The sequence below is a fragment of the Aquabacterium sp. CECT 9606 genome (assembly GCF_918741295.1).
Taxonomy (GTDB): Bacteria; Pseudomonadota; Gammaproteobacteria; order Burkholderiales; family Burkholderiaceae_C; genus Aquabacterium.
This window is the reverse complement of record NZ_CAKKNB010000003.1, coordinates 412,122-431,620: the sequence shown is the minus strand read 5'-3', so window position 1 is coordinate 431,620 and position 19,499 is coordinate 412,122. Positions and strand designations below refer to the sequence as shown.

The 19,499-nt window shown below is 61.5% G+C and carries 17 protein-coding genes; 5 read left to right on the top strand and 12 right to left on the bottom strand.

Annotated elements, in window-relative coordinates; genetic code table 11:
* Nucleotides 1–5 precede the first annotated feature (5 nt).
* The 4 genes from LQ232_RS14660 to LQ232_RS14645 form a co-directional block, all read right to left on the bottom strand.
* On the bottom strand, nucleotides 6–1,100 hold the full coding sequence (locus LQ232_RS14660; protein WP_230181087.1) for an ABC transporter substrate-binding protein: 1,095 nt from the start codon (nucleotides 1,098–1,100) through the stop codon (nucleotides 6–8).
* Between the two features lie 18 nt (nucleotides 1,101–1,118).
* Nucleotides 1,119–2,666 carry a hypothetical protein gene (locus tag LQ232_RS14655; RefSeq protein ID WP_230181086.1) on the bottom strand — a complete coding sequence of 516 codons (1,548 nt, stop codon included), beginning with the start codon at nucleotides 2,664–2,666 and terminating at the stop codon, nucleotides 1,119–1,121.
* A 205-nt stretch (nucleotides 2,667–2,871) separates the two neighbouring features.
* Nucleotides 2,872–4,068: an efflux RND transporter periplasmic adaptor subunit gene (locus LQ232_RS14650; RefSeq protein WP_230181085.1), complete on the bottom strand. Its 1,197-nt coding sequence runs from the start codon at nucleotides 4,066–4,068 to the stop codon at nucleotides 2,872–2,874.
* Entirely contained in the window at nucleotides 4,065–7,259 is a 3,195-nt protein-coding gene (locus LQ232_RS14645; protein ID WP_230181084.1) for an efflux RND transporter permease subunit, read from the bottom strand. The genes LQ232_RS14650 and LQ232_RS14645 overlap by 4 nt, the downstream gene beginning before the upstream one ends.
* Nucleotides 7,260–7,496: 237 nt before the next feature.
* On the opposite strand from LQ232_RS14645, the gene LQ232_RS14640 reads away from it, so the two are divergent.
* Together LQ232_RS14640 and LQ232_RS14635 are read left to right on the top strand one after the other, a co-directional pair.
* Nucleotides 7,497–9,635 carry a protein-disulfide reductase DsbD gene (locus LQ232_RS14640; protein ID WP_230181083.1) on the top strand — a complete coding sequence of 713 codons (2,139 nt, stop codon included), beginning with the start codon at nucleotides 7,497–7,499 and terminating at the stop codon, nucleotides 9,633–9,635.
* Between the two features lie 24 nt (nucleotides 9,636–9,659).
* Nucleotides 9,660–10,280: a redoxin domain-containing protein gene (locus LQ232_RS14635; protein ID WP_230181082.1), complete on the top strand. Its 621-nt coding sequence runs from the start codon at nucleotides 9,660–9,662 to the stop codon at nucleotides 10,278–10,280.
* A gap of 4 nt (nucleotides 10,281–10,284) precedes the next feature.
* Here LQ232_RS14635 and LQ232_RS14630 read toward each other — a convergent pair whose 3' ends face one another.
* Both LQ232_RS14630 and LQ232_RS14625 read right to left on the bottom strand, forming a co-directional pair.
* Nucleotides 10,285–11,190, bottom strand: coding sequence for a dienelactone hydrolase family protein (locus LQ232_RS14630; RefSeq protein ID WP_230181081.1), 906 nt, complete (start codon nucleotides 11,188–11,190; stop codon nucleotides 10,285–10,287).
* Between the two features lie 240 nt (nucleotides 11,191–11,430).
* Nucleotides 11,431–12,708 (bottom strand): HD-GYP domain-containing protein, encoded by a 1,278-nt coding sequence (locus LQ232_RS14625; RefSeq protein ID WP_230181080.1) that lies wholly within the window; start codon nucleotides 12,706–12,708, stop codon nucleotides 11,431–11,433.
* A 150-nt stretch (nucleotides 12,709–12,858) separates the two neighbouring features.
* Between LQ232_RS14625 and phaR the strand changes: the two genes are divergently transcribed.
* Complete coding sequence (phaR, locus tag LQ232_RS14620) at nucleotides 12,859–13,470, top strand: polyhydroxyalkanoate synthesis repressor PhaR (RefSeq protein WP_230181079.1); 612 nt, start codon at nucleotides 12,859–12,861, stop codon at nucleotides 13,468–13,470.
* Here phaR and LQ232_RS14615 read toward each other — a convergent pair.
* Nucleotides 13,447–14,115 (bottom strand): arylesterase, encoded by a 669-nt coding sequence (locus tag LQ232_RS14615; protein ID WP_230181078.1) that lies wholly within the window; start codon nucleotides 14,113–14,115, stop codon nucleotides 13,447–13,449. The two genes, phaR and LQ232_RS14615, sit on opposite strands and share 24 nt — an antisense overlap.
* 24 nt (nucleotides 14,116–14,139) lie before the next feature.
* Between LQ232_RS14615 and LQ232_RS14610 the strand changes: the two genes are divergently transcribed.
* On the top strand, nucleotides 14,140–14,844 hold the full coding sequence (locus tag LQ232_RS14610) for an ABC transporter ATP-binding protein (protein WP_230181077.1): 705 nt from the start codon (nucleotides 14,140–14,142) through the stop codon (nucleotides 14,842–14,844).
* A 24-nt stretch (nucleotides 14,845–14,868) separates the two neighbouring features.
* A complete protein-coding gene (gene rlmB / locus LQ232_RS14605) occupies nucleotides 14,869–15,618 on the top strand; it encodes a 23S rRNA (guanosine(2251)-2'-O)-methyltransferase RlmB (RefSeq protein ID WP_371820247.1) in 750 nt (249 codons plus the stop codon).
* Nucleotides 15,619–15,641: 23 nt separating this feature from the next.
* Here rlmB and LQ232_RS14600 read toward each other — a convergent pair whose 3' ends face one another.
* The 5 genes from LQ232_RS14600 to bfr form a co-directional block, all read right to left on the bottom strand.
* The gene (locus LQ232_RS14600) at nucleotides 15,642–16,865 is read right to left on the bottom strand and encodes an MFS transporter (protein WP_230181075.1); all 1,224 of its coding nucleotides are present in this window, start codon (nucleotides 16,863–16,865) and stop codon (nucleotides 15,642–15,644) included.
* A gap of 9 nt (nucleotides 16,866–16,874) precedes the next feature.
* Entirely contained in the window at nucleotides 16,875–17,888 is a 1,014-nt protein-coding gene (locus tag LQ232_RS14595; protein ID WP_230181074.1) for a D-2-hydroxyacid dehydrogenase family protein, read from the bottom strand.
* A 70-nt stretch (nucleotides 17,889–17,958) separates the two neighbouring features.
* Nucleotides 17,959–18,504, bottom strand: coding sequence for a hypothetical protein (locus LQ232_RS14590; RefSeq protein WP_230181073.1), 546 nt, complete (start codon nucleotides 18,502–18,504; stop codon nucleotides 17,959–17,961).
* A 122-nt stretch (nucleotides 18,505–18,626) separates the two neighbouring features.
* On the bottom strand, nucleotides 18,627–18,845 hold the full coding sequence (locus LQ232_RS14585; protein ID WP_230181072.1) for a bacterioferritin-associated ferredoxin: 219 nt from the start codon (nucleotides 18,843–18,845) through the stop codon (nucleotides 18,627–18,629).
* A 129-nt stretch (nucleotides 18,846–18,974) separates the two neighbouring features.
* Nucleotides 18,975–19,442 (bottom strand): bacterioferritin, encoded by a 468-nt coding sequence (gene bfr, locus LQ232_RS14580; RefSeq protein ID WP_230181071.1) that lies wholly within the window; start codon nucleotides 19,440–19,442, stop codon nucleotides 18,975–18,977.
* Nucleotides 19,443–19,499: the final 57 nt, after the last annotated feature.

Genomic DNA, 19,499 nt, shown 5'->3' with positions numbered 1-19,499 from the left:
CCGGTTCACTTGCTGGCCAACTTGCGGGCCGTCACTTTGACTTTGCCGCTCGCGTCGTACTGGGGCCAATAGTCTTCCAGGCCTTGCTCCTTCAGCGCCTGGTTGAGGTACTTGGGCTCAAGCCAGTCGTTGATGTTCACGTCCCGGCGGATGAGCTTGAACTTCTTCGCCTCTGAGATCGAGCGCGTCAAGCTGGCCACGTAGTACTCGTCCAGCAAGGGGTTCACGCGGGTGCGCAGGTCCGTGACATTGCTCCAGCTCTTCTTGTAGTCAATGTAGGGCGTGCTGCCTGCTTGTGCCCAGTACTGGAAGAGCTTCTCGCGGTTGGCTTCGGTCGAACTCCAGACCGCGCTCTTCAGAAGGCGGTTCACCACGCGCTGAACGATCTGCGGGTACTTCTTCTCGAACTCGTCGCCCACCCACACCGAGCCTGGGCTGCTCAGGTCTGGATCGTCGTTGATCTCATGGATGTGCTTGGCCACGCCACGTGCTTCGAGGTCGAAGGGCGTCACCACGGTGCCGTCGATGTCGCCGGTGGCCAGGGCCGCTTTGGTGTCATCGTTGTTCAGGCTGATGACCCGGAAATCCTTGTCGCCAAAGCCGAACTTCTCAAGCCAGCGGTACAGGGTCAGCTGGCCAGCCGTGCCCTTGAAGGTGGCCAGCTTCTTGCCCTTGAGGTCGGCCAGGCTCTTGGCGCTTGACGAGGCAGGCACCACGAAGTAGCTGTTGCCAAAGCGGCTGGAGGACATGATGACCTTGCGCTTGAGCCCGGTGGACCAGCCCACGATCAGGGGCAGGTCGCCATGGCCAAAAGCGAAGTCGATCAGGCCGTTGGCATACGCCTCGTTCAAGGCGGGGCCAGCGCCCACGTAGTGGTTCCAGACGATCTTGATGCCATCGGCCTTGAACTCCTCCTCGATCACGCCTTGCAGTTCTGCCGTGGCTGGGTAGCTGCCTGAAGGCAAGGGGCGGCCGCCGGTGCCAGCTTGGGGGAAGCCAATGCGGATGATCTTGGGTTTGTCTTCGGCATGAACAACCGTCACAGTGGCGCTGAAGAGGGTGAGTGCGCCAAGCGCTGCGGCAAAAATTCGACGATTCATGTTTTGTCCTTGGGGTAGTCAGAAGCCGTACTGGAACTGCGCGACCAGGCCGCGGGTCTTGCGGGGTCGCTGCAAGGTGTAGCCCGAGACCGGCTGGTCGTTGGAGGCGATCAGGTAGTTCAGTTGGAACTTGGTGGTTTCGGCGAAGAAGGCGTTCAAGCCCAGCGTGGTGATCTTGCTTTTGTCGCCCAGGCTGGTGGTGCGCACCGACGCGTTGTTCGCGGTGTCTGAATCGAAGGTGTCAAAGCGCACAAAGGCCTGGTAAGACTGGGGCCAGTAGTCGTCGAACTTGCCCAGTTGCTTGGAGCTGTTCAAGAACTGTTCGCCCCAGGTGTAGGCGAAAGTCACGTACTGGCCGCGTGCCTTTTTGACGTCCGTGGCGAAGCTGGCGCGGGTGGCGGTGGCGGGGTTGCGGACCACCTCGTCACGACCTTCGGCGTACTCGTAGGCCACCGAGTAAGGGAAGCGCGTGTAGTTGATGTCAAAGCCGGTGCGCGACAGGTCGCCGTTTTTCAAAACGACGGCCCCGATGGCGGGCGTGTTGGCGATGTTGGCCTTGCCGGTGTAGTACGACAAGCCCAGCTTCAACTCCCGAAGCCAGCTGTTGTAGTCGGCGGGCACCGTGAAGGCCACTCGGCCGATCCAGTCCTTGGCGGTGTTGTTGTCGCCAGCATTCACGCCCGTGCCGTTGACCACGCCCAGCGCGTATTCGATCAGCGAGGAGCGGTAGTTCGAGGTGTAGTCCACATTGACGAAGGCATCGCCCCGCAGGATCAGGCCCGTTTGACGCGCATTCAGGTTGGTAAAGCCGGCGCCGCCGTTGTAAGGCGTTTGGGTGGCGGACGCACCGCGTGACAGGAACTGGGCAGAAGTGATGACCGGCCGGATTTCTTCGGTGGTCTGGGCTTCCAGGCCGAAAGGCAATTGCTGCTGGCCCAGCGTCAGCGTCAGCTTGGGCTCTTCTTGCCCAGAGTTGGTCGAGAAGAAGCTATAAGCCAGATTGGCGTTGAGCACGTTCAAGGCGCCAGAAACGGCATTCGCACTGAACGCGTAGGTCAGGTTCTTGCCCTCGGTGTAGTCCTTGAACAGGCTGCCGGCAAATGCGAGGGTGGCACCCGGTGAATCAAAGCCCCATGAGCGCTTGGTGTCAGTGGCGCTGGTCGGGTTGCTGGGCGTGGTGCCCACTGGCGCCACGGAAGGCTGCTGCTGTGAAACGCGGGCGGTCAAGGTGCCGGTGATGGTGGTGCCGCGGTTGGTCAAGGCGGTCTTTGTCTCGCGGCTGCGTTGCTGGTCGTACTTGTAGTTCTCAAGGTCGGCGCGCACGCCCTTGATGTCGGCTTGCGTGGCGGGCGTCAACGAGTCCCGCGTGGCCTCGTCGATGTTGTCATCGGCAGCAGCCGCAACGGCAGGCGCGGCAGGCTTGACCAAGGCCTTCAACTCTTCAACCTGCTTGCGGAGTTCCTCGATCTCCCGCTTGAGGTCGGATGCTGATTGAGCGTGTGCCACACCGCCCGACAAGGCAAGCAGCACGGCGCTGGTCAGCACTGTTGTTTTGAAAGAATGCACCGCGTTGGCTCCTAGAGGTAAGTTGTTGCGTTACCCCTCTATCGCACAAGCTGTGCCAGCGGTTTATGCCGTTTTCTTCATTAAATTCAAGGCCTTGCACGCTGTTTTGTCGTTATGAAAACACCTTCGGTGCTGGGATATCAACTGTCTGTACAAAACAAAACAACACGATGAGGAGTCTTGCTTATGCGGTTAGCGAATGCCTTCAGCGCACGGGCGCTTTCTCTGGTGGGGCTGCATTAGCAATCACACGCTCGCCTTCCTCCACCGAATCGTGCGGGTTCAGGACCACAGCGTCCTTGGGCCCCAATCCAGAAGTGACCTCGACCACCCGGCCCAGGTCCCGTCCCAGCTTGATGCTGCGCAAGCTGATGCGGTCGCCATTGACCACGGCCACGCGCGGCCCGTCCTGGCGAAACTGAAGGGCGTTCACGGTCAACACCAAGGTGCGCGATCCAACTTGCAATGGCAGATTCACCTCCACGTAGGAGCCCGGGATCAGCTTGCCCTCCTTGTTGGGCAAGGTGATCTCAACCTGCATCGAGCGCGTGGCCGAGTCGATGGCACCTGCCGTGCGGGCCACCGATCCCTTGAACGTCAGGCTGGGTTTTTCGATCAACCTGACCGTGACTTCCTGGCCAGGCTTGACGGTGTCGGCGTAAATCTGCGGCACGGCCACTGTCACGCGCAAGGTGTCGGACTGGGCCAGGTAGAAAAGCTCGCGGTTGTTGCTGGTGCTGCCAGCACCGATCAAAGCGCCAACCTCCACATTGCGACGCACCACCACGCCGTCAAAAGGGGCGGTGATGCGGCGGAACGATTGAAGCTGCTCCAGCCGCTTCACGTTCGCGTCGGCCGCGGCCAGGTCGGCCTTGGCCTGCAGGTGCGTGGCGCTGCGTTCGTCCAGCTCTTGCTGCGACACGGCGTCTCTTTGCCGCAGGCCCTCCCAACGTGTCAACGATGACTGTGCCAGTGTCAGCCTGGCCTTGATCTGCTCGCGCGTGGCGTGAGCCTGAGCCAGTTCCTGATCGGCCTCCGGCGTGTCAATCACGGCCAGCAGTTCACCTTGGCGCACATGGTCGCCAATGTCCTTGGTCCAGCGCTGCAGGTAGCCCGTGGTGCGCGCATAAATGGCCGCTTCGGTCTGTCCGCGAAGGGTGCCCGGCAAGGCCAGGTTCCGCTTGCTGTCACCGGGCCGGGCATTGACAGTCAAGACGCTGCGGGCTGCGTTTTTCGTTGTGGTCTCATCCAGCGCCTTGGCCTGGACGCTGGTGGTGTAGACCCGCACGGCTGCGCCGCCGATCAGCAGCAATGCGGCCGCAACGGCGATGCGGGTGGCGCGCCGCAGGCTTTGGCTTTTCTGGGGGGCATCGGGTATGTGGGTGGAAGAAGTCATGCTCATGCCGCTTGCAAGTCGTTGGAGAGAAGGCTGGCTTTGGAGACGGGCGCCAGATGGCGCCGGTGCAGTCCAGCAAACACCAGGGGAACAAAAATCAGCGTGGACACGGTGGCCAGCATCAGGCCGCCGATCACGGCCCGGCCCAGCGGGGCGTTCTGCTCACCGCCTTCACCCACGCCGATGGCCATGGGCACCATGCCGATGATCATGGCCAAAGCCGTCATCAGCACCGGGCGCAATCGAGTGCCGCCCGCCTCCAGTGCTGCCATGGTGGCGGGTACACCTTCGCTGAGCCGCTGGCGTGCAAATGACACCACCAGGATGCTATTCGCCGTGGCCACCCCCACGGTCATGATCGCCCCGGTCAGCGCTGGCACCGACAACGATGTGCCGGTCAGGAAAAGCATCCACAGGATGCCGGCCAGCGCGGCGGGCAGGGCGGTGATGATGATCAGTGCATCCAGCCATGACTGGAAATTGACGACGATCAGCAGGTAGACCAAGACGATGGCCACGGCCAGACCCAAGCCAAGACCGGTGAACGAATCGCGCATGGTTTGCACTTGCCCACGCACCGTGATATCCGACCCCCGTGGCAGCTTGGCCCTGACCTTCTCAATCAAGGGCTCGATGTCGGCAAAGGTGCCGCCCAGGTCTCGCCCGTCAACCGCCGCGTAAACGTCGATCACGTTCGAATTGTTGAAGTGCGAGACGATGCCCTGCTGGCTGCTGGCCTTCACCTGCACCACGTCGCCCAGCAGTTGCGGCTCCTTGACTTGGTTGCCGGTGGGCGACGAATTGATCGGGATGCTGAGCAGGGCGCTCATGCTGTCGATGTCGGATTGCCGCATTTGAACGGCCACGTTGTACACGTTGCCATTCGTGGGATTGAGCCAGTAGGTGGGCGCGGTCTGAAAGCTTGAGCTCAGCGAGATCAAGGCGTTCTGCGCCACGTCACGGGCCACCAGGCTGGTCTGCAGCAGACGTGAGCGGTCCATCTCCAGTGAGATGGTGTGCTTGTTGAAGCGCTGGTAGATGTATGAATCCACCGCGCCACTCACCTTGCGGATATCGTTGAGCAACTCGCTGGCCAGCACCAGGTTCTGGTCCACGTTGTTGCCGCTGAACTGGATGTCGATGTGCGCGGGCAGCCCAAAGTTCAAGGTCTGGCTGACCATGTCGGCCGACTGGAAGTAGAACTCGACGCCTGGAAACTGCCTCGGCAACTCGGCCCGCAGTGCGCGGATGTAGTTGGCGCTGGGCTCGTGGCCTTTGTTCAGCGAGATCATGATCTCGGTGTCGCTGCTGTCAAAGGTGCCGTTGTTGTTGTAGATCGTGTTGTAGGGCGTGTAAGGCCCGCCCACGATGTCCACGATGTTGGCCAGTTCGTCCTTGGGGATCACCTTGCGGATGGCGGCTTGAATCTGGTCGGCCAATTGCGGCATTTCCTCCAGCCGTGTGCCCACCGGCGCTCGAACATGCAAGCGCAGCTGCCCGGCGTCCACCGCTGGGAAGAAGTCCTGGCCAATCAGGGCAAACAGTCCGCCAGAGGCCAGGCAAAAGAGCAGGAAGCCCGAGGCAAACGATTTCTTGCGGTTCAACAAGGCGGCCAGCACCAGTGTGTATTGAGCCCTGAAGCGCTCAAAGCCTTGGTCAAAAGCCAGGTGGATGCGGCGCAAGCGACCGGGCTCGCCTTTGGCCGTGCCACTGCGGGCTTGCTGGCGCATCAGGTACATGGCCAGCGTGGGCACCAAGGTGCGCGACAGTACATAAGACGCCAGCATGGCGAACACCACGGCCTCGGCCAGCGGCACGAACAAGTGGCGCGCCACACCGGTCAGCAAGAACATCGGCACGAACACGATGCAGATGCACAAGGTGGACACCAAGGCCGGCACCGCGATCTCGGCCGCGCCATCCAGAATGGCCTGGTGCGGGTTCTTGCCCATGTGCAGGTGCCGCTCGATGTTCTCGATGGTCACCGTGGCGTCGTCCACCAGGATGCCGACCGCCAAGGCCAGGCCGCCCAGCGTCATGATGTTGATCGTCTGGCCGATCAGGTGCATCGCGATGATCGAACTGAGGATCGACAGCGGGATGGAGATGGCGATGATGGCCGTGCTGCGCCAATTGCCCAGGAACAGCAGGATCAGCGCGGCCGTGAGCGTGGCCGCGATGATGGCCTCGTGCACCACCCCTGTGATGGCCGACTGCACGAACACCGATTGATCGGCCAGTGGCGTGATCTTGATGTCGGGCGGCATGGTCAAGGCCGCCTTGGGCAGCACCTCCGCCACCGTCTTGAGGATGTCCAGGGTCGAGGCGCCGCCGTTCTTCAGCACGGTCATCAGCAGGCCGCGTTCGCCATCGCGGCGCACGATGTTGGTCTGGGGCTGGTAGCCGTCGCGCACATTGGCAACGTCGCGGATGTAGACCGTGCTGCCGTTGACTGTCCGGATGGGGATGTCGCCCAGCGCAGCCAGGGTCGCGGGCGAGCCGTTCATGGCCACATTCAGCTCAGAGGCACCGATCTTGGCCGTGCCCGTGGGCAAGGTCAGGTTCTGCAGGCTCAAGGCATTGACCACGTCCACGGGCGTGAGACCCCGCGCGGTCAGGGCCGGGCCGTCCAGGTCCACCGACACTTGCCGGCTCTTGCCGCCATAAGGGAAGGTGACCGCCACGCCGGGGATGGTCACGATCTTCGGCCTCAAGCCATTGAAGACCTGGTCGTTGAGCTCCTGGTCCGACAATGATGGGCTGCTCAAACCCAACTGCAAGATCGGCAGGTTCGAGGCCGAGTACTTGACGATGGTAGGGGGTGTGGCCCCCGGTGGCAGCGAGCGCAATGACGATTGGGTGCTGGCCACCAGCTGGGAGATGGCCGTGGCCATGTCGGTGTTCGGCTGGAAGAAGACCTTGATGACCGCCAGGCCCGCCATCGACTGGGATTCCACATGCTCCATGTCGCTGACCGCATTGGCGAGGTTGCGCTCCATCGGTGTGGTGATCCGATTGGCCATCTCAGCCGCCGTCAGGCCGTTGTACGACAGCAAGATCCCCACCACGGGGATGTCGATTTCAGGGAAGACATCGATGGGCGCCTTGCGCAGAACGAACGGTGAGGCAAGCAGGATCAGCAGGGCCGCCACGATGAAAGTGTAGGGACGACGCAGCGCAATATTGACGATCCACATTGGACGACTACTTTTTTGAACGGTGATGAACTGCGGCCTGACGTTCGCAGGTTCCGGGCCAGGAAAAGGGACAGCAAATGGGTGTGTGACAGCCTGTGCCCACACCAATGCGCTGGCTTTCTGACAGGGTGCTGTTGCTGTTGCAGCAATGGCGGTTAGGCTGTGCTGCAAAGGCAGCAACCCAGGGCCCATGCAAGGCCGCTATGCCTGGAACGAATCCTGCCTACCGAGGTCCTCATGCATCGTTCAAACCCTCTGCCGGCCACAGTCCTTTTGTCGACGTGGTTGGCCTGCTTCAGCCCAGCCGCGCAAGCACTCTCTTCACAGGCCGCCACCGAACAGGTTCAAGCCCAGTTGGTGGCCTCGGCCAATGCCGTTCGGCCCGGCGATCAGATTGTGCTGGGCGTGCAGCAACGCATCATTCCGCATTGGCACACCTACTGGCGCAACCCGGGGGACTCCGGCATTGCCACCACCATCGCCTGGAGCTTGCCAGCGGGCGCCTCGGCAGGTGACATCCAATGGCCCGTGCCCAGCCGCTTCAAGCTCGGCCCCATCACCAACCTGGGCTACGAGAAAGAGGTCACGCTGTTGTCCTCGGTGAGCGTGCCCGACGACGCCAAGGCCGGCGGCACCTTTCCCATCCAGGCCAAGGTCAACTGGCTGGTGTGCCAGGAGATCTGCATACCGCAAGAGGTGCAGTTGGATCTGGTGTTGCCCATCCTGGAGAAAGGTACGGCGCTTGGCTCGGGCAACCCTTTGATCGATCAGGCGAAAGCCCGTTTGCCGGTGAAGAGCCCGTGGCCCGTTCAGGTAGAACAACGGGCTGAGAAACTGGCCCTGACCATCACCAGTCCCGAGTTGCACTCGGCCAAAGTCAAAGACATCTGGTTCTATCCAGCCAAGTGGGGCCAAGTGGTCCACAGCGCCGAGCAGGCTCTTCGCCAAGAAGGCGAAGCCCTGGTGCTCGATTTGCAGCCTGGCGAAGACCCCGTGCCCCCAGGTGGCACCTTGAGCGGCGTGCTCGTCGTGACCGAGGGCGGTGCCAATGGCGCGGTGGTCAAGGGCTTCAACGTGGAAGCCACTTTGAAGACGGGCGGTGTGGCCACCCCCGCGTCTACACCTGTCAGCATCGGACTGGCGGCTGCACTGGGTTTGGCGCTGCTGGGCGGTTTGATCCTCAACCTCATGCCCTGCGTGTTTCCAGTGCTGTCCATCAAGGCGCTCGCCTTGCTGAGCCACGCCGAGCAAACACCCTCACAACGGCGCCTGCATGGCTTGGTCTACACCCTCGGTGTCCTGGCCAGTTTTGCCTTGCTGGCAGGCTTGCTCATTTTGCTGAAGGCCGGCGGTGCTCAAGTTGGCTGGGGTTTCCAGTTCCAGTCTCCGCTGTTCGTGCTGGCCGTGGCCTACCTGATGTTCGCAGTGGGCCTGAGCTTGTCGGGGGTGTTTTCAGTTGGTGCTTCGGTGGCGGGCGTGGGGTCGTCGCTGGCCGCGCGCTCAGGGTATTCGGGCTCCTTCTTCACGGGTGTGCTGGCCACCATCGTGGCCACGCCTTGCACGGCGCCATTCATGGGTGGGGCGGTGGGCTATGCCCTGGCCCAACCGGCGGGCGTGCTGCTGGCCGTGTTCCTGAGCTTGGGGCTGGGCTTGGCTTTGCCCTACCTGGCCTTGAGCACCTGGCCCGCGCTGCAACGCGCCTTGCCAAGGCCAGGCCTGTGGATGGAACGGGTCAAGCAAGGTTTTGCCTTTCCCATGTATGCCACCGCCGCCTGGCTGGTTTGGGTGTTGGCCCAGCAAGCAGGCATCAACTCGGTGGCCATCGCATTGGCCGGCATGGTGGCCATCGCCTTTGCCGCGTGGCTTTACGAATCATTCCGGCACGGGGAAGGCTTGCCCAGGTTGGCCGGCATGGGCGTCGCCAGCCTGGCCTTGCTGGTGGCCGTGACGGGTGGCTACGTCGGCATCAACGCCAGCTCCGCCAGCACGGCATCGTCCGCCCAACAGGCTGGCGATGCCGCCAAGCACTGGGAGCCCTACACCGCCCAGCGCCTGCAAGACCTTCGCACCAAAGGCGACCCGGTGTTTGTCAATCTGACCGCCGCCTGGTGCATCACCTGCCTGGTCAATGAGCGCGTGGCTTTGAGCGAACCCTCGGTCACGAGCGCCTTCAAGGACGCGGGTATCACCTACCTCAAAGGCGACTGGACCAACCGGGATCCGCAGATCACCAAGATGCTGGCTCAATTCGGCCGCAGTGGCGTGCCCTTGTATGCCTTCTATCCCAAGGGCGTTGAGGCGGCGCCAGTGGTGCTGCCCCAATTGCTGACCCCGGAAGTCGTTCTCGCTGCCCTCAAGGCAGCGGCCGTTCCCTGAACTTAAACCACGAAGGAGCTGATGATGTCACGTCGTATTTTTTCAAAACTGGCCCTGGCCAGCCTGACCTTGGCCCTGGTGCCATTCGCCGCACAGGCGGTCGCCACCATCGATCAGGCGGCCCCTGCATTCACTGGCAAGGGTGCCGATGGTCGCACCATCAGCCTTGGTGATTACAAAGGCAAGACGGTGGTGCTGGAGTGGACGAACCACGATTGCCCGTTCGTGAAGAAGCATTACGAAAGCGGCAACATCCCCCAACTGCAAAAAGACGCTGCAGCCAAAGGCGTGGTGTGGTTGCAGGTGATTTCATCCGCGCCCGGTGAGCAGGGCCAGGTGGACGGACCCACGGCCATCAAGATCAATGGCTACCGTGATTCAAAGCCGGCGGGCACCGTGCTGGATGCCGACGGCACCATCGGCAAGCTCTATGGCGCCAAGACCACGCCCCACCTGTTCATCATCAATCCTGAAGGCAAGCTGGTTTACAAGGGCGGCATCGACAGCATCCCTTCCACCAACCCGGCCGACATCGCCAAGGCCGACAACTACGTGAGCAGCGCGCTGGCCGCCCTGGCCTCGGGCAAGAAGGTGGCGCACCCCAGCACACAGCCTTATGGCTGCTCTGTGAAGTACGCCAGCTGAGGCTTCAGGCCTTCAAGGTGCGCTTGAGGAAATCGACGGTGCGCTGCCAGGCCAGCTTGGCAGACGCCTCGTCATAGCGCGGCGTGGTGTCGTTGTTGAAGCCATGCTGCGTACCCTTGTAGACATGCGCTTCATAGCGCACCTTCGCAGCCTTCAGTGCAGCCTCATACGCAGGCCAGGCGGCGTTGATGCGTTCATCGTCACCGGCAAACTGCAGCAGCAACTCGGCTTTGATGTCGGGCACCCGATCCAGCGTGGGCGCACCGCCATAAAAAGGCACGGCCGCATCCAGTGTGGGTAGCCGCGTCGCCAAGAAGTTGGCAATACCACCACCGTAGCAAAAGCCCACCACGCCCAACTTGCCATTGCCGGCCGGCAGGGCCTTCAGGTAGTTGGCCGCCACCACGAAGTCCTCGCGGGTCTTGCCTTGATCCAACTTGCTGAAAAGCTCCCGCGCCTTGTCTTCATCACCAGGATAACCGCCCAGCGTGAACAAGGCGTCTGGCGCGAAAGCGATGAAGTTCTCCAGCGCCACGCGCCGGGCGATGTCTTCAATGTGCGGATTCAAGCCCCGGTTTTCATGCACCACCAACACGGTGGGCAGTTTGCCTGGCGATGCATTGGCCGGGCGCACCAGGTAGCCGCGCAGCTTGCCGTTGCCTTGGGGCGATGGCAGCTCAACCCATTCGGCCTTGATGCGAGGATCGGTGGGGGCCACCTTTTGCGCCTGCGCAAAGCGAGGGCTGAGCGCGGCCAGCAAGCCGAGCGCAGTGACGCCTGCCTTGGCGTGACGCGCCGCGCCATCCAGGAAGCCGCGCCGGTCGATGATGCCGTGCACGTATTGGTCAAACAGCTTGAGCACTTCGGGGGCGAAATCACTGGCCTTGCTGAGGGTCGTGTTGTCGGGCATGAATACCTCCGGTTGAGTTGGTCGCATGGTAGGCAGGGCTCGCTTTTCAGAGAAGCGACGAATCTACCTAAGCTTGTGCGCCAAATGAATGGGGTTGCGGCTTGACCCTGTCGCCCGATGGGTGCGGGTACACTGCGCGGCAAGGCGCGAGGGGCCCACCAAGGATTCGCCCTTATCCGGACAGGTCCGGGCCCACTTGCGTCCACCAATCACCGGAAAGCCGCCCACAAGGCGGCTTTTTCATGTCTGCGGCTTGGCGCCTTCGGCATGGAAGTGGTACGCCATCCGTTTGCGTGGTGACAGGTAGTCGTGGGCGGCCTCCGGAAGTTGCTGCGGCCTGATGGCCCGGCTCACCACCACGTCCGGCTCTTGTTCCAGGTCCACAAGGATGGCTTCGTCCTTGGGCACGGCGGGGTCGTAGACCAGGATGGTCGGCTTGAGGGGCCGCGTGCTGTTCACCGAGGCCACCATGCCCAGCGAGCCGTTGGACAGCACCACGATCGTTCCCGGGGGGTACACCCCCATGCAGCGCACGAAGGTGGTCATGGCCAGTGGGTCGAACTGTGCCCGCTGCTGCGCGTACATGGTCGACAGCGCCTCGTGAGGCGTCATCGCCTTGGCCGGATTCACGGGGTTGCACAACTCGTCGTAGGCATTCACCACCGCCACGATCCGCGACAGCAAGGACAGCTGCGGCGCCTGCATCTTGAGCGGATACCCAGACCCATCAACGCGCTCATGGTGTTGGGCAATGACCAGCAAGGCTTCAGGGGGCAGCCCTAGCTTCTTGCCGATGTCGACCCCATGCGCGCAATGCTGCTGCAGCACGGCCAACTCGTTTTTGGTCAGGGCTTCTGTCTTTCGGATGATCCGGTCGGGGATCTCGGCGTCACCCGCGTCATGGAAAAGCGCGCCCATGCCCAGGGTCTTGATGGCCTCCATGGGCGCTTTCATTTCCTTGGCCAACATCATCGACAACAGCGTGACGTTCAGCGAGTGCAGGTACACATCTTCACCACCCACTTTGTCGGCCATCAATTGAATGGCGATGTCAGCTTCTACCATCATGGAGTCGGCAATGCCCGACACCAAGGCGTTGGCCTGGGTCCGAACTTCTTCAGGCCGTGAAAACAAGTTCTGGTTGATCGACTTGATGATGCGTGTGGTCGAGAAAAATTCCCGCTCGCACGAGGCCATCTTGCTTTGCTGCAACGCCAACTTCTCAAGGCGCTCACGTTTGGCCTGGTAGGCCAGATCGCTTTCGGGCGAGGGCTTTGGCACCACAACCGCGGCAGGTGCCGTGTCGGGGCCTGGTTTTTCGTCACTTTTGGCCGGCGAATAGCGAATCCGGGTCAGCCCCAAAGTCTGTATCGTCGCGATTTGCTCCGGGGTTTTGATCTTGAAGCTGGAAAAGGTGAAAGGGTGGTTCACCCACGTCAAATCAAGGTGAACATACAGGCCCACGCACAATTGGCCGGGCGTAACGTAATGCTCGCCCGCACTCGATTTGCTTTCCACCACCACAACTGCTCCCTCACCTGCTCAGAACGCGCAAACAACGACCTGGTGCATTCTAAAAGTCGTTTGTCTGGGCTGGCCTGTAAGTCTTTGCCATTCGTGGAGGAGTGTGCCTAAAATGATCCACCGCTTCGGAGAACCAGAACCAGCATGAGTACCTCACGTCGTCAGTCAGCTGCCTCAGGCACCAAAAGCAAAGCCACCGATGAAAACGTGGACGCTGATGCCGATACTCCTGCTGCGGCCCCCGCAGGCGTTCGAGCGATCAAAAAATACCCCAACCGCCGCCTGTACGACACCCAGACCAGCAGCTACATCACCTTGGTCGATGTCAAGGACATGGTGCTGGCCTGTGAAAACTTCGTGGTCCTGGACGCCAAGTCTGGCGACGACCTGACCCGCAGCATCCTCTTGCAGATCATTCTGGAAGAAGAAACCGGTGGCGTGCCGATGTTTTCCAGCCAGGCCCTGGCCCAGATCATTCGCTTTTATGGCAACACCATGCAAGGCTTGATGGGCAACTACCTGGAAAAGAACATTCAATCCTTCATCGACCTGCAGGCCCGCCTGACCGACAGCTCCGTGGTGAACCTGCAAGCTCCCTTGATGCAGGCGCCGCTGATGCAAAACTTCATGGGCGGCTACATGGAGCAGTCACGCCAGATGTTCACGCAGATGCAGGAACAGATGAGCAAGCAGGCAGAAACGCTGCTGGGCAACTTTGGCACCGGCCTGGCATCAACGCTGACACCCAAGAAGTAAGGGCTTCAACGCCGGCCACATGTTTTCCAGGATGACGGGGTGCGCTTTGGCATTCGGGTGCATGCCGTCGGCTTGAAACCAGTCCCGCGCGTCAGCCCTGTCTGCCACGCCCTTCAGGAAGAAGGGCACCAAAGCGACGGATTCCGACTTGGCCAATTTGGGGAACAAGCCCGCGAAGTCTTCGGTGTAGCGCTTGCCAAAATTGGGTGGCACCTGCATGCCCACCATCACAACCTTGGCCCCCACCGCCTTGCTGGCCTTCACCATCGTCGTCAGATTGCTTTGAGTGCCTGACAAGGCAAAGCCACGCAAGGCGTCGTTGGCGCCCAATTCAATGACCACCACATTGGGGTGATGCTGGGCCAGCAAGGCCGGCAAGCGGGTGACACCGCCGGCGGTGGTCTCGCCACTGATGCTGGCATTGACCACCTGGGCATTGATTTTCTCGGCCTGCAAGCGTTTTTCAAGCAAAGCCACCCAGCCTGTGCCGCGTGCGAGACCATATTCCGCTGACAAGCTGTCGCCCATCACCAGGACGGTCGATGTTGTCGCTACCGTGGTCGCCGCATTACCCACTGAAGTCAACAGGCTGAAAACCAGGCCAGCCAGGGCCATCCGCACACGTCGCGTAAAGTCAATGGGCATCAACATTTCCAGTCTGTCATCCACATGAGCCAAAACCCCGTTGTATCAGTCCCGTCAACCATGGTCGTGCAGGTGCAAGGCCTGGGCAAATCGGTGGAAGACTCGTCGGGTACCCTGGACATTCTGCACAAAATCGACTTCACCCTGCAGGCCGGTGAAACCGTGGCCATCGTGGGGGCTTCCGGCTCAGGCAAAAGCACCTTGCTGTCCTTGCTGGCTGGCCTGGATGTGCCCACCCATGGCAGCGTGCAATTGTGTGGTCGCGATCTTTTCGCTTTGAGCGAAGACGACCGTGCTGCCCATCGCGCCGCCAACCTGGGCTTTGTCTTTCAAAGCTTTCAGTTGTTGTCGCACCTCAGTGCCATCGAAAACGTCATGCTGCCGCTGGAACTGCGTGGCGTGCGCGATGCGCGAACCCAGGCCGCAGCCATGCTTGAGCGCGTGGGCCTGGGCAAGCGCCTGTCGCACAAGCCCGTCACCTTGTCGGGTGGTGAACAACAGCGCGTGGCCCTGGCGCGTGCCTTTGTGGTGCAACCCAAGGTGCTGATGGCCGACGAGCCCACGGGCAGCCTGGATCACGCCACTGGCCAGTCGGTGATGAATCTGATGTTCGAGCTGAACCGCGAGGCCGGCACCACGCTGATCCTGGTCACCCACGATCCGCAGATCGCCAGCCGTTGTGCCCGCATCCTGCACATTGATGCTGGCCGCCTGGTGCCGCAGCCATGATCCGGTGCCAAGCCACAGGGTAGGATGCCGCCCATGAGTCTGAAACTGCTATTTGGCTTCCATGCCGTGTCCGTGCGCCTGAAGGTCGCCCCCAAAACCATCCGCGAGCTGCACGTTGACGCCACCCGGCGCGATCAGCGCATGCGCCAGTTCCTGGCCAAGGCCGAAGAAGCAGGCCTGCATGTGGTCGAAAGCGACGACGATCGCCTGCAAAAAATGTCTGGCACCCACCGCCATCAAGGCGTGGTGGCCAAGGTAGAGCACATTCCCCAGGCCAAGTCGCTGGATGATCTGCTCGATGCCTTGTCCGAGCCCCCCTTGCTGCTGGTGCTCGACGGCATCACCGACCCGCACAATCTCGGCGCTTGCCTGCGCGTGGCCGATGGTGCTGGCGCGCATGCCGTCATCGCCCCCAAGGACCACGCCGTGGGTGTCAATGCCACGGTGGCCAAGGTGGCCAGCGGCGCGGCCGAGACCGTTCCTTATTTCATGGTGACCAACCTGTCGCGCACGCTGGGCGAGCTCAAGGAGCGTGACATCTGGGTGGTCGGCACTTCCGATGACGCCCCGCGCGATCTTTACGCCGCCAACATGGCCCAGGCCACCGCCTTGGTGCTGGGTGCTGAAGGCAGTGGCATGCGCCAGCTCACCCGCAAGAACTGCGATGAGTTGGTCAGCATTCCGATGCTGGGCGGGGTTGAAAGCCTCAATGTCTCGGTGGCCAGCGGCGTGTGTCTCTACGAAGCCCGGCGCCAGCGTGGTCTCAGCAACTGACGGGTTGGCCTCGGCCGCTCATGTCAGGCGTTGGCGGGCGGGCTGACGGACAGCAGTTCATCCCGCCGCTTTTCCTGGGCCTGCTGCGCACGCCAAGCCCACCAGCTCACAGCCCACGCCAGCAGCATCCAGAACAGGCCCAGCCAGTGAAGCTGGCCATACCCGGCATGCGACAGCACCAGGCCGCCACCAGAAGCGCCCAAGGCATGCCCCAGGTAAATGGCCGACGTGTTCAGCGACATCAAGGCGGGCGTGAGGCGAGGGGACAGACCGCCCAGCCTGGCCTGCTGACCAGAGTTGGCCGCGAACCCGCTCAGGGCCCAGGGTAACAAAACCAAGGCCAGTGTGGCGACGTCGTGCGCCAATGGCCAGATCAACAAGCTCAGCGCCATCAGGCCCAAGGTTGACGTCACGGCCCGTGCGGCGCCCACTCGGTCCACATACTTGTTCAGCAACAGGTTGCCGGCCAGGGCCAGCGCGCCAAACCAGGCGAACAAAAAGCTGATCTGCTCCGGACTGGCGCCAAAACCGATCTTGTAATAAGGCGCGGCATAAGCCAACACCGTGAACTGACCAGTGCTCTGCAGGGCTGTGACGGCCACCAGTCCCATCATCAAAGGGGAGGAGAAAACCTTGCGCCAGGAACGCATCGACAAAGCTGGCGGGCGAATACCGGTGGGCACCGATCGGTGCACGGCCCAGGCAGCAACCAGCGACCCCACGGCAATGGCGCCCATGGCCACTCGCCAGCCCATTCGCTCGCCCACCCAGGCCGCCAGTGGCAAGCCGGCCACCGAGGCGATGGACCAGCCCATGAACACGAAGGTGATGGCCCGGCCGCGGTGCGCCGGTGTGCTCATGTAGCCCACCACGGCGGCGGCCTGCGGGGTGAATACCGCCGCCGACAGGACGGTGAGGGCGCGCAAGGGCCACAGCCAGGTGTAGTTGGGGGCCAAGGCGCACAGGGCATGCCCCAGCGCATACCAGAGCATGGCAGCCGTGAGCAAACGGCGGCGATCGCCACTGCCAACCAGGCCCGCCAGAATGGGCGCGCCCAGCCCCATCATCAGGGCGGCAATGGCGATCATGTGTCCGCCTTGCTGCACGCTGATGTCCAGCGAATGCGTGATGTCGTTGAGCGTTCCGCCCACCACCATCACGCCACAACCGATGACGAAATTGCCCAGCAACAAGGCCCAGCGGGCCTCGGCCATGTCTTGGCGGGGCAGGGCGCGCTCAGCTTCCAAACCGGGGCCTCAAATCAACGGCCGTGAGTGTAAGACTTGCGGGTTGACAATGTTGGTCGGCTCGCCCTTGACGAAGTTCAGCAAGTTGTCAAAGGCCGCGTTGAAGTACTGCTCGTAGTTGTCTTGCTCAACGTAGCCGATGTGCGGCGTGCACACCGCATTTTCCAGGCGCAGCAAAGGGTGGCCTTGCATGATGGGTTCGCTCTCGAAGACGTCAACGGCCGCCATGCCTGGGCGGCCCCGGTTCAAGGAGGTGACCAGCGCGTTCTCGTGGATCAGCTCGGCACGCGATGTGTTGACCAGCAAGGCCGTGGGTTTCATCCTGCTCAGGTCTTCCAGCTTGATGATGCCCCGCGTGTCGTCATTCAGGCGCAAATGCAGACTGAGCACATCGCAGGCTTCGAAAAAAGCATCGCGGCTGGGGGCGGGAATGTGCCCATCAGCCTTGGCGCGGGCTCGCGATTCTTCGCTGCCCCATACGGTGACGTGCATGCCGAAGGCCTTGCCGAAACCGGCCACCAGTTGGCCAATGCGGCCGTAACCCCAGATGCCCAGGGTTTTGCCCTTGAGCACCATGCCCACGCCAAAATTGGTGGGCATGGAAGAGGCTTTCAGGCCCGACTGCTGCCACGCACCGTGCTTGAGGTTGCCGATGTATTGGGGCAGGCGCCGCATGGCCGCCATCACCAGTGCCCAGGTCAGTTCGGCAGGCGCCACGGGCGAGCCCACGCCTTCGGCCACGGCGATGCCCAGCCTGGTGCAGGCTTCCACGTCGATGTGGGGGCCCACTGGCCCGGTCTGGCAAATCAAGCGAAGCTTGGGCAGCTTTTCGAGCAGCGCTTTGGGGAAATGCGTGCGTTCGCGAATCAGCACAAGGGCCTCGGCATCGCGCAAACGCACGGCCAATTGCCCATTACCCTTGACGGTGTTGGTGAAGACCTTGGCGGAAAGCCCATCCAGCTTGGATGAGCATTTGAGCTTGCGGACGGCGTCTTGGTAGTCGTCCAGGATGATGATGTTCATGGGGCTGCGAGGTTTCAGCCCTCCATTGTGCTATGGCGGCAGCGTCTTCATAGGCCTTTGTGACAACTGATCACCAAGTAGTCGTGCGGCCTGTCCGGATCTCGGTGGTGGGTCGCGACATGCGCACCGGGAAATGGTTGTTGAGGGCCTCGATGCGCACGGTGGCTTCGGTCTGTCCACGATGGGTGGAAATCGCCCGGAACACATCGGCGCGCAAATGCCAAAGTTCGCGCAGGGAGCGGGCATGTTCGATGGCGTCGCGAACCTGGTTGGCCCGGACCGACTGTAGATCCCACATCGCGGCAATGAACTCGGACTTGACCTTGGTCAAGCCGGTCAGCACTGGCATGGCATCGGGGTATTCGTCCAGATCCCAAAGCCAGGACCAAAAGCCCGTGACCCAGCGCTTCCACTGCGGGCCCGAGCGATTGAACAAGGAGGGCGGGCACACCTGAGCCCGGCGCAATGAAGACGGTGTCGAGAAGTTGGAGTCGTCAACGGACAGTGCGGGGTGAACTGGCTGCTGAATTTGATGCAATTGCACCAAGGTTGGCCGGGTTTTCACGCCTGAGAGGCGTGCACTTGCTTTGTCGTCAACGAAGAAAGATGAAGCCATGATTCCCTCTGCTGCAAGCCAAACCGACTGGTCCTAAGGAGGTATCGGTCGGGCAGCGGCAAAGTTAAGGGAAAAGGCCGGGGCTGATTGTGCGAAATGACGCGCGTTTTGGTCGAGCGGGATCAGGCGAAGGCTGGCAAACCGAATGAAATCGGGGCTTCGGTGACACTGGCCGAAGCCTTCTTGGCGTGGTGGAATACCTCGCGTGCGCACTGTTCGCAACTGCCGCAGCAGGTGGAGACACCCAGTTCGAACTGCAGATCGTCGAAAGACGAACATCCTTGCTGCGCATGGCGCACGATGTCGCGGTCAGAAATACGGTTGCAAACACAGACAATCATGGCGTCAAGAACCTGAGTTGATGACGCTATTCTAAATAAGAACAATTCGCAGTCAACCCCCTGAATGTGGAGTCCCCAAGGTTTTCGGGGATTTGTCACGGCCGCTTTTGTGAGCGGCCCGCTGGGCCATCAGCTGATCTGCGATTGCAGGTAGTTTTGCAGGCCCACCTTGCCAATCAAATCGATCTGCGTCTCCAGAAAATCGATGTGTTCTTCGGTGTCGTCCAGGATGTCTTGAAGCAGGTCGCGGGACACGTAGTCACGCACTGTTTCACAGTAGGCGATGCCATCCTTGATGGTCTGCTGGGCGCCGCTTTCCAATTGCAGATCGCAGTTCAGCAACTCGGGCACATCTTCGCCGATCAGCAGCTTGCCCAGATCCTGCAAATTGGGCAGGCCATCCAGCGTGAAGATGCGCTCCATGAGCTTGTCGGCATGCTTCATTTCGCCAATGGATTCTTCGTATTCTTTCTTGGCCAGCTTGTCAAAACCCCAGTGCTTGAGCATGCGGTAGTGCAGGAAGTACTGGTTGGTGGCTGTCAGCTCGTTTTTGAGTTGAGCGTTCAGGTGTTCGATGACTTTCATGTCGCCTTTCATGGGGCCTCCGTGGGATGTGAAATGCTTTGCGACAGCACGATGGGTTATACTCTACAG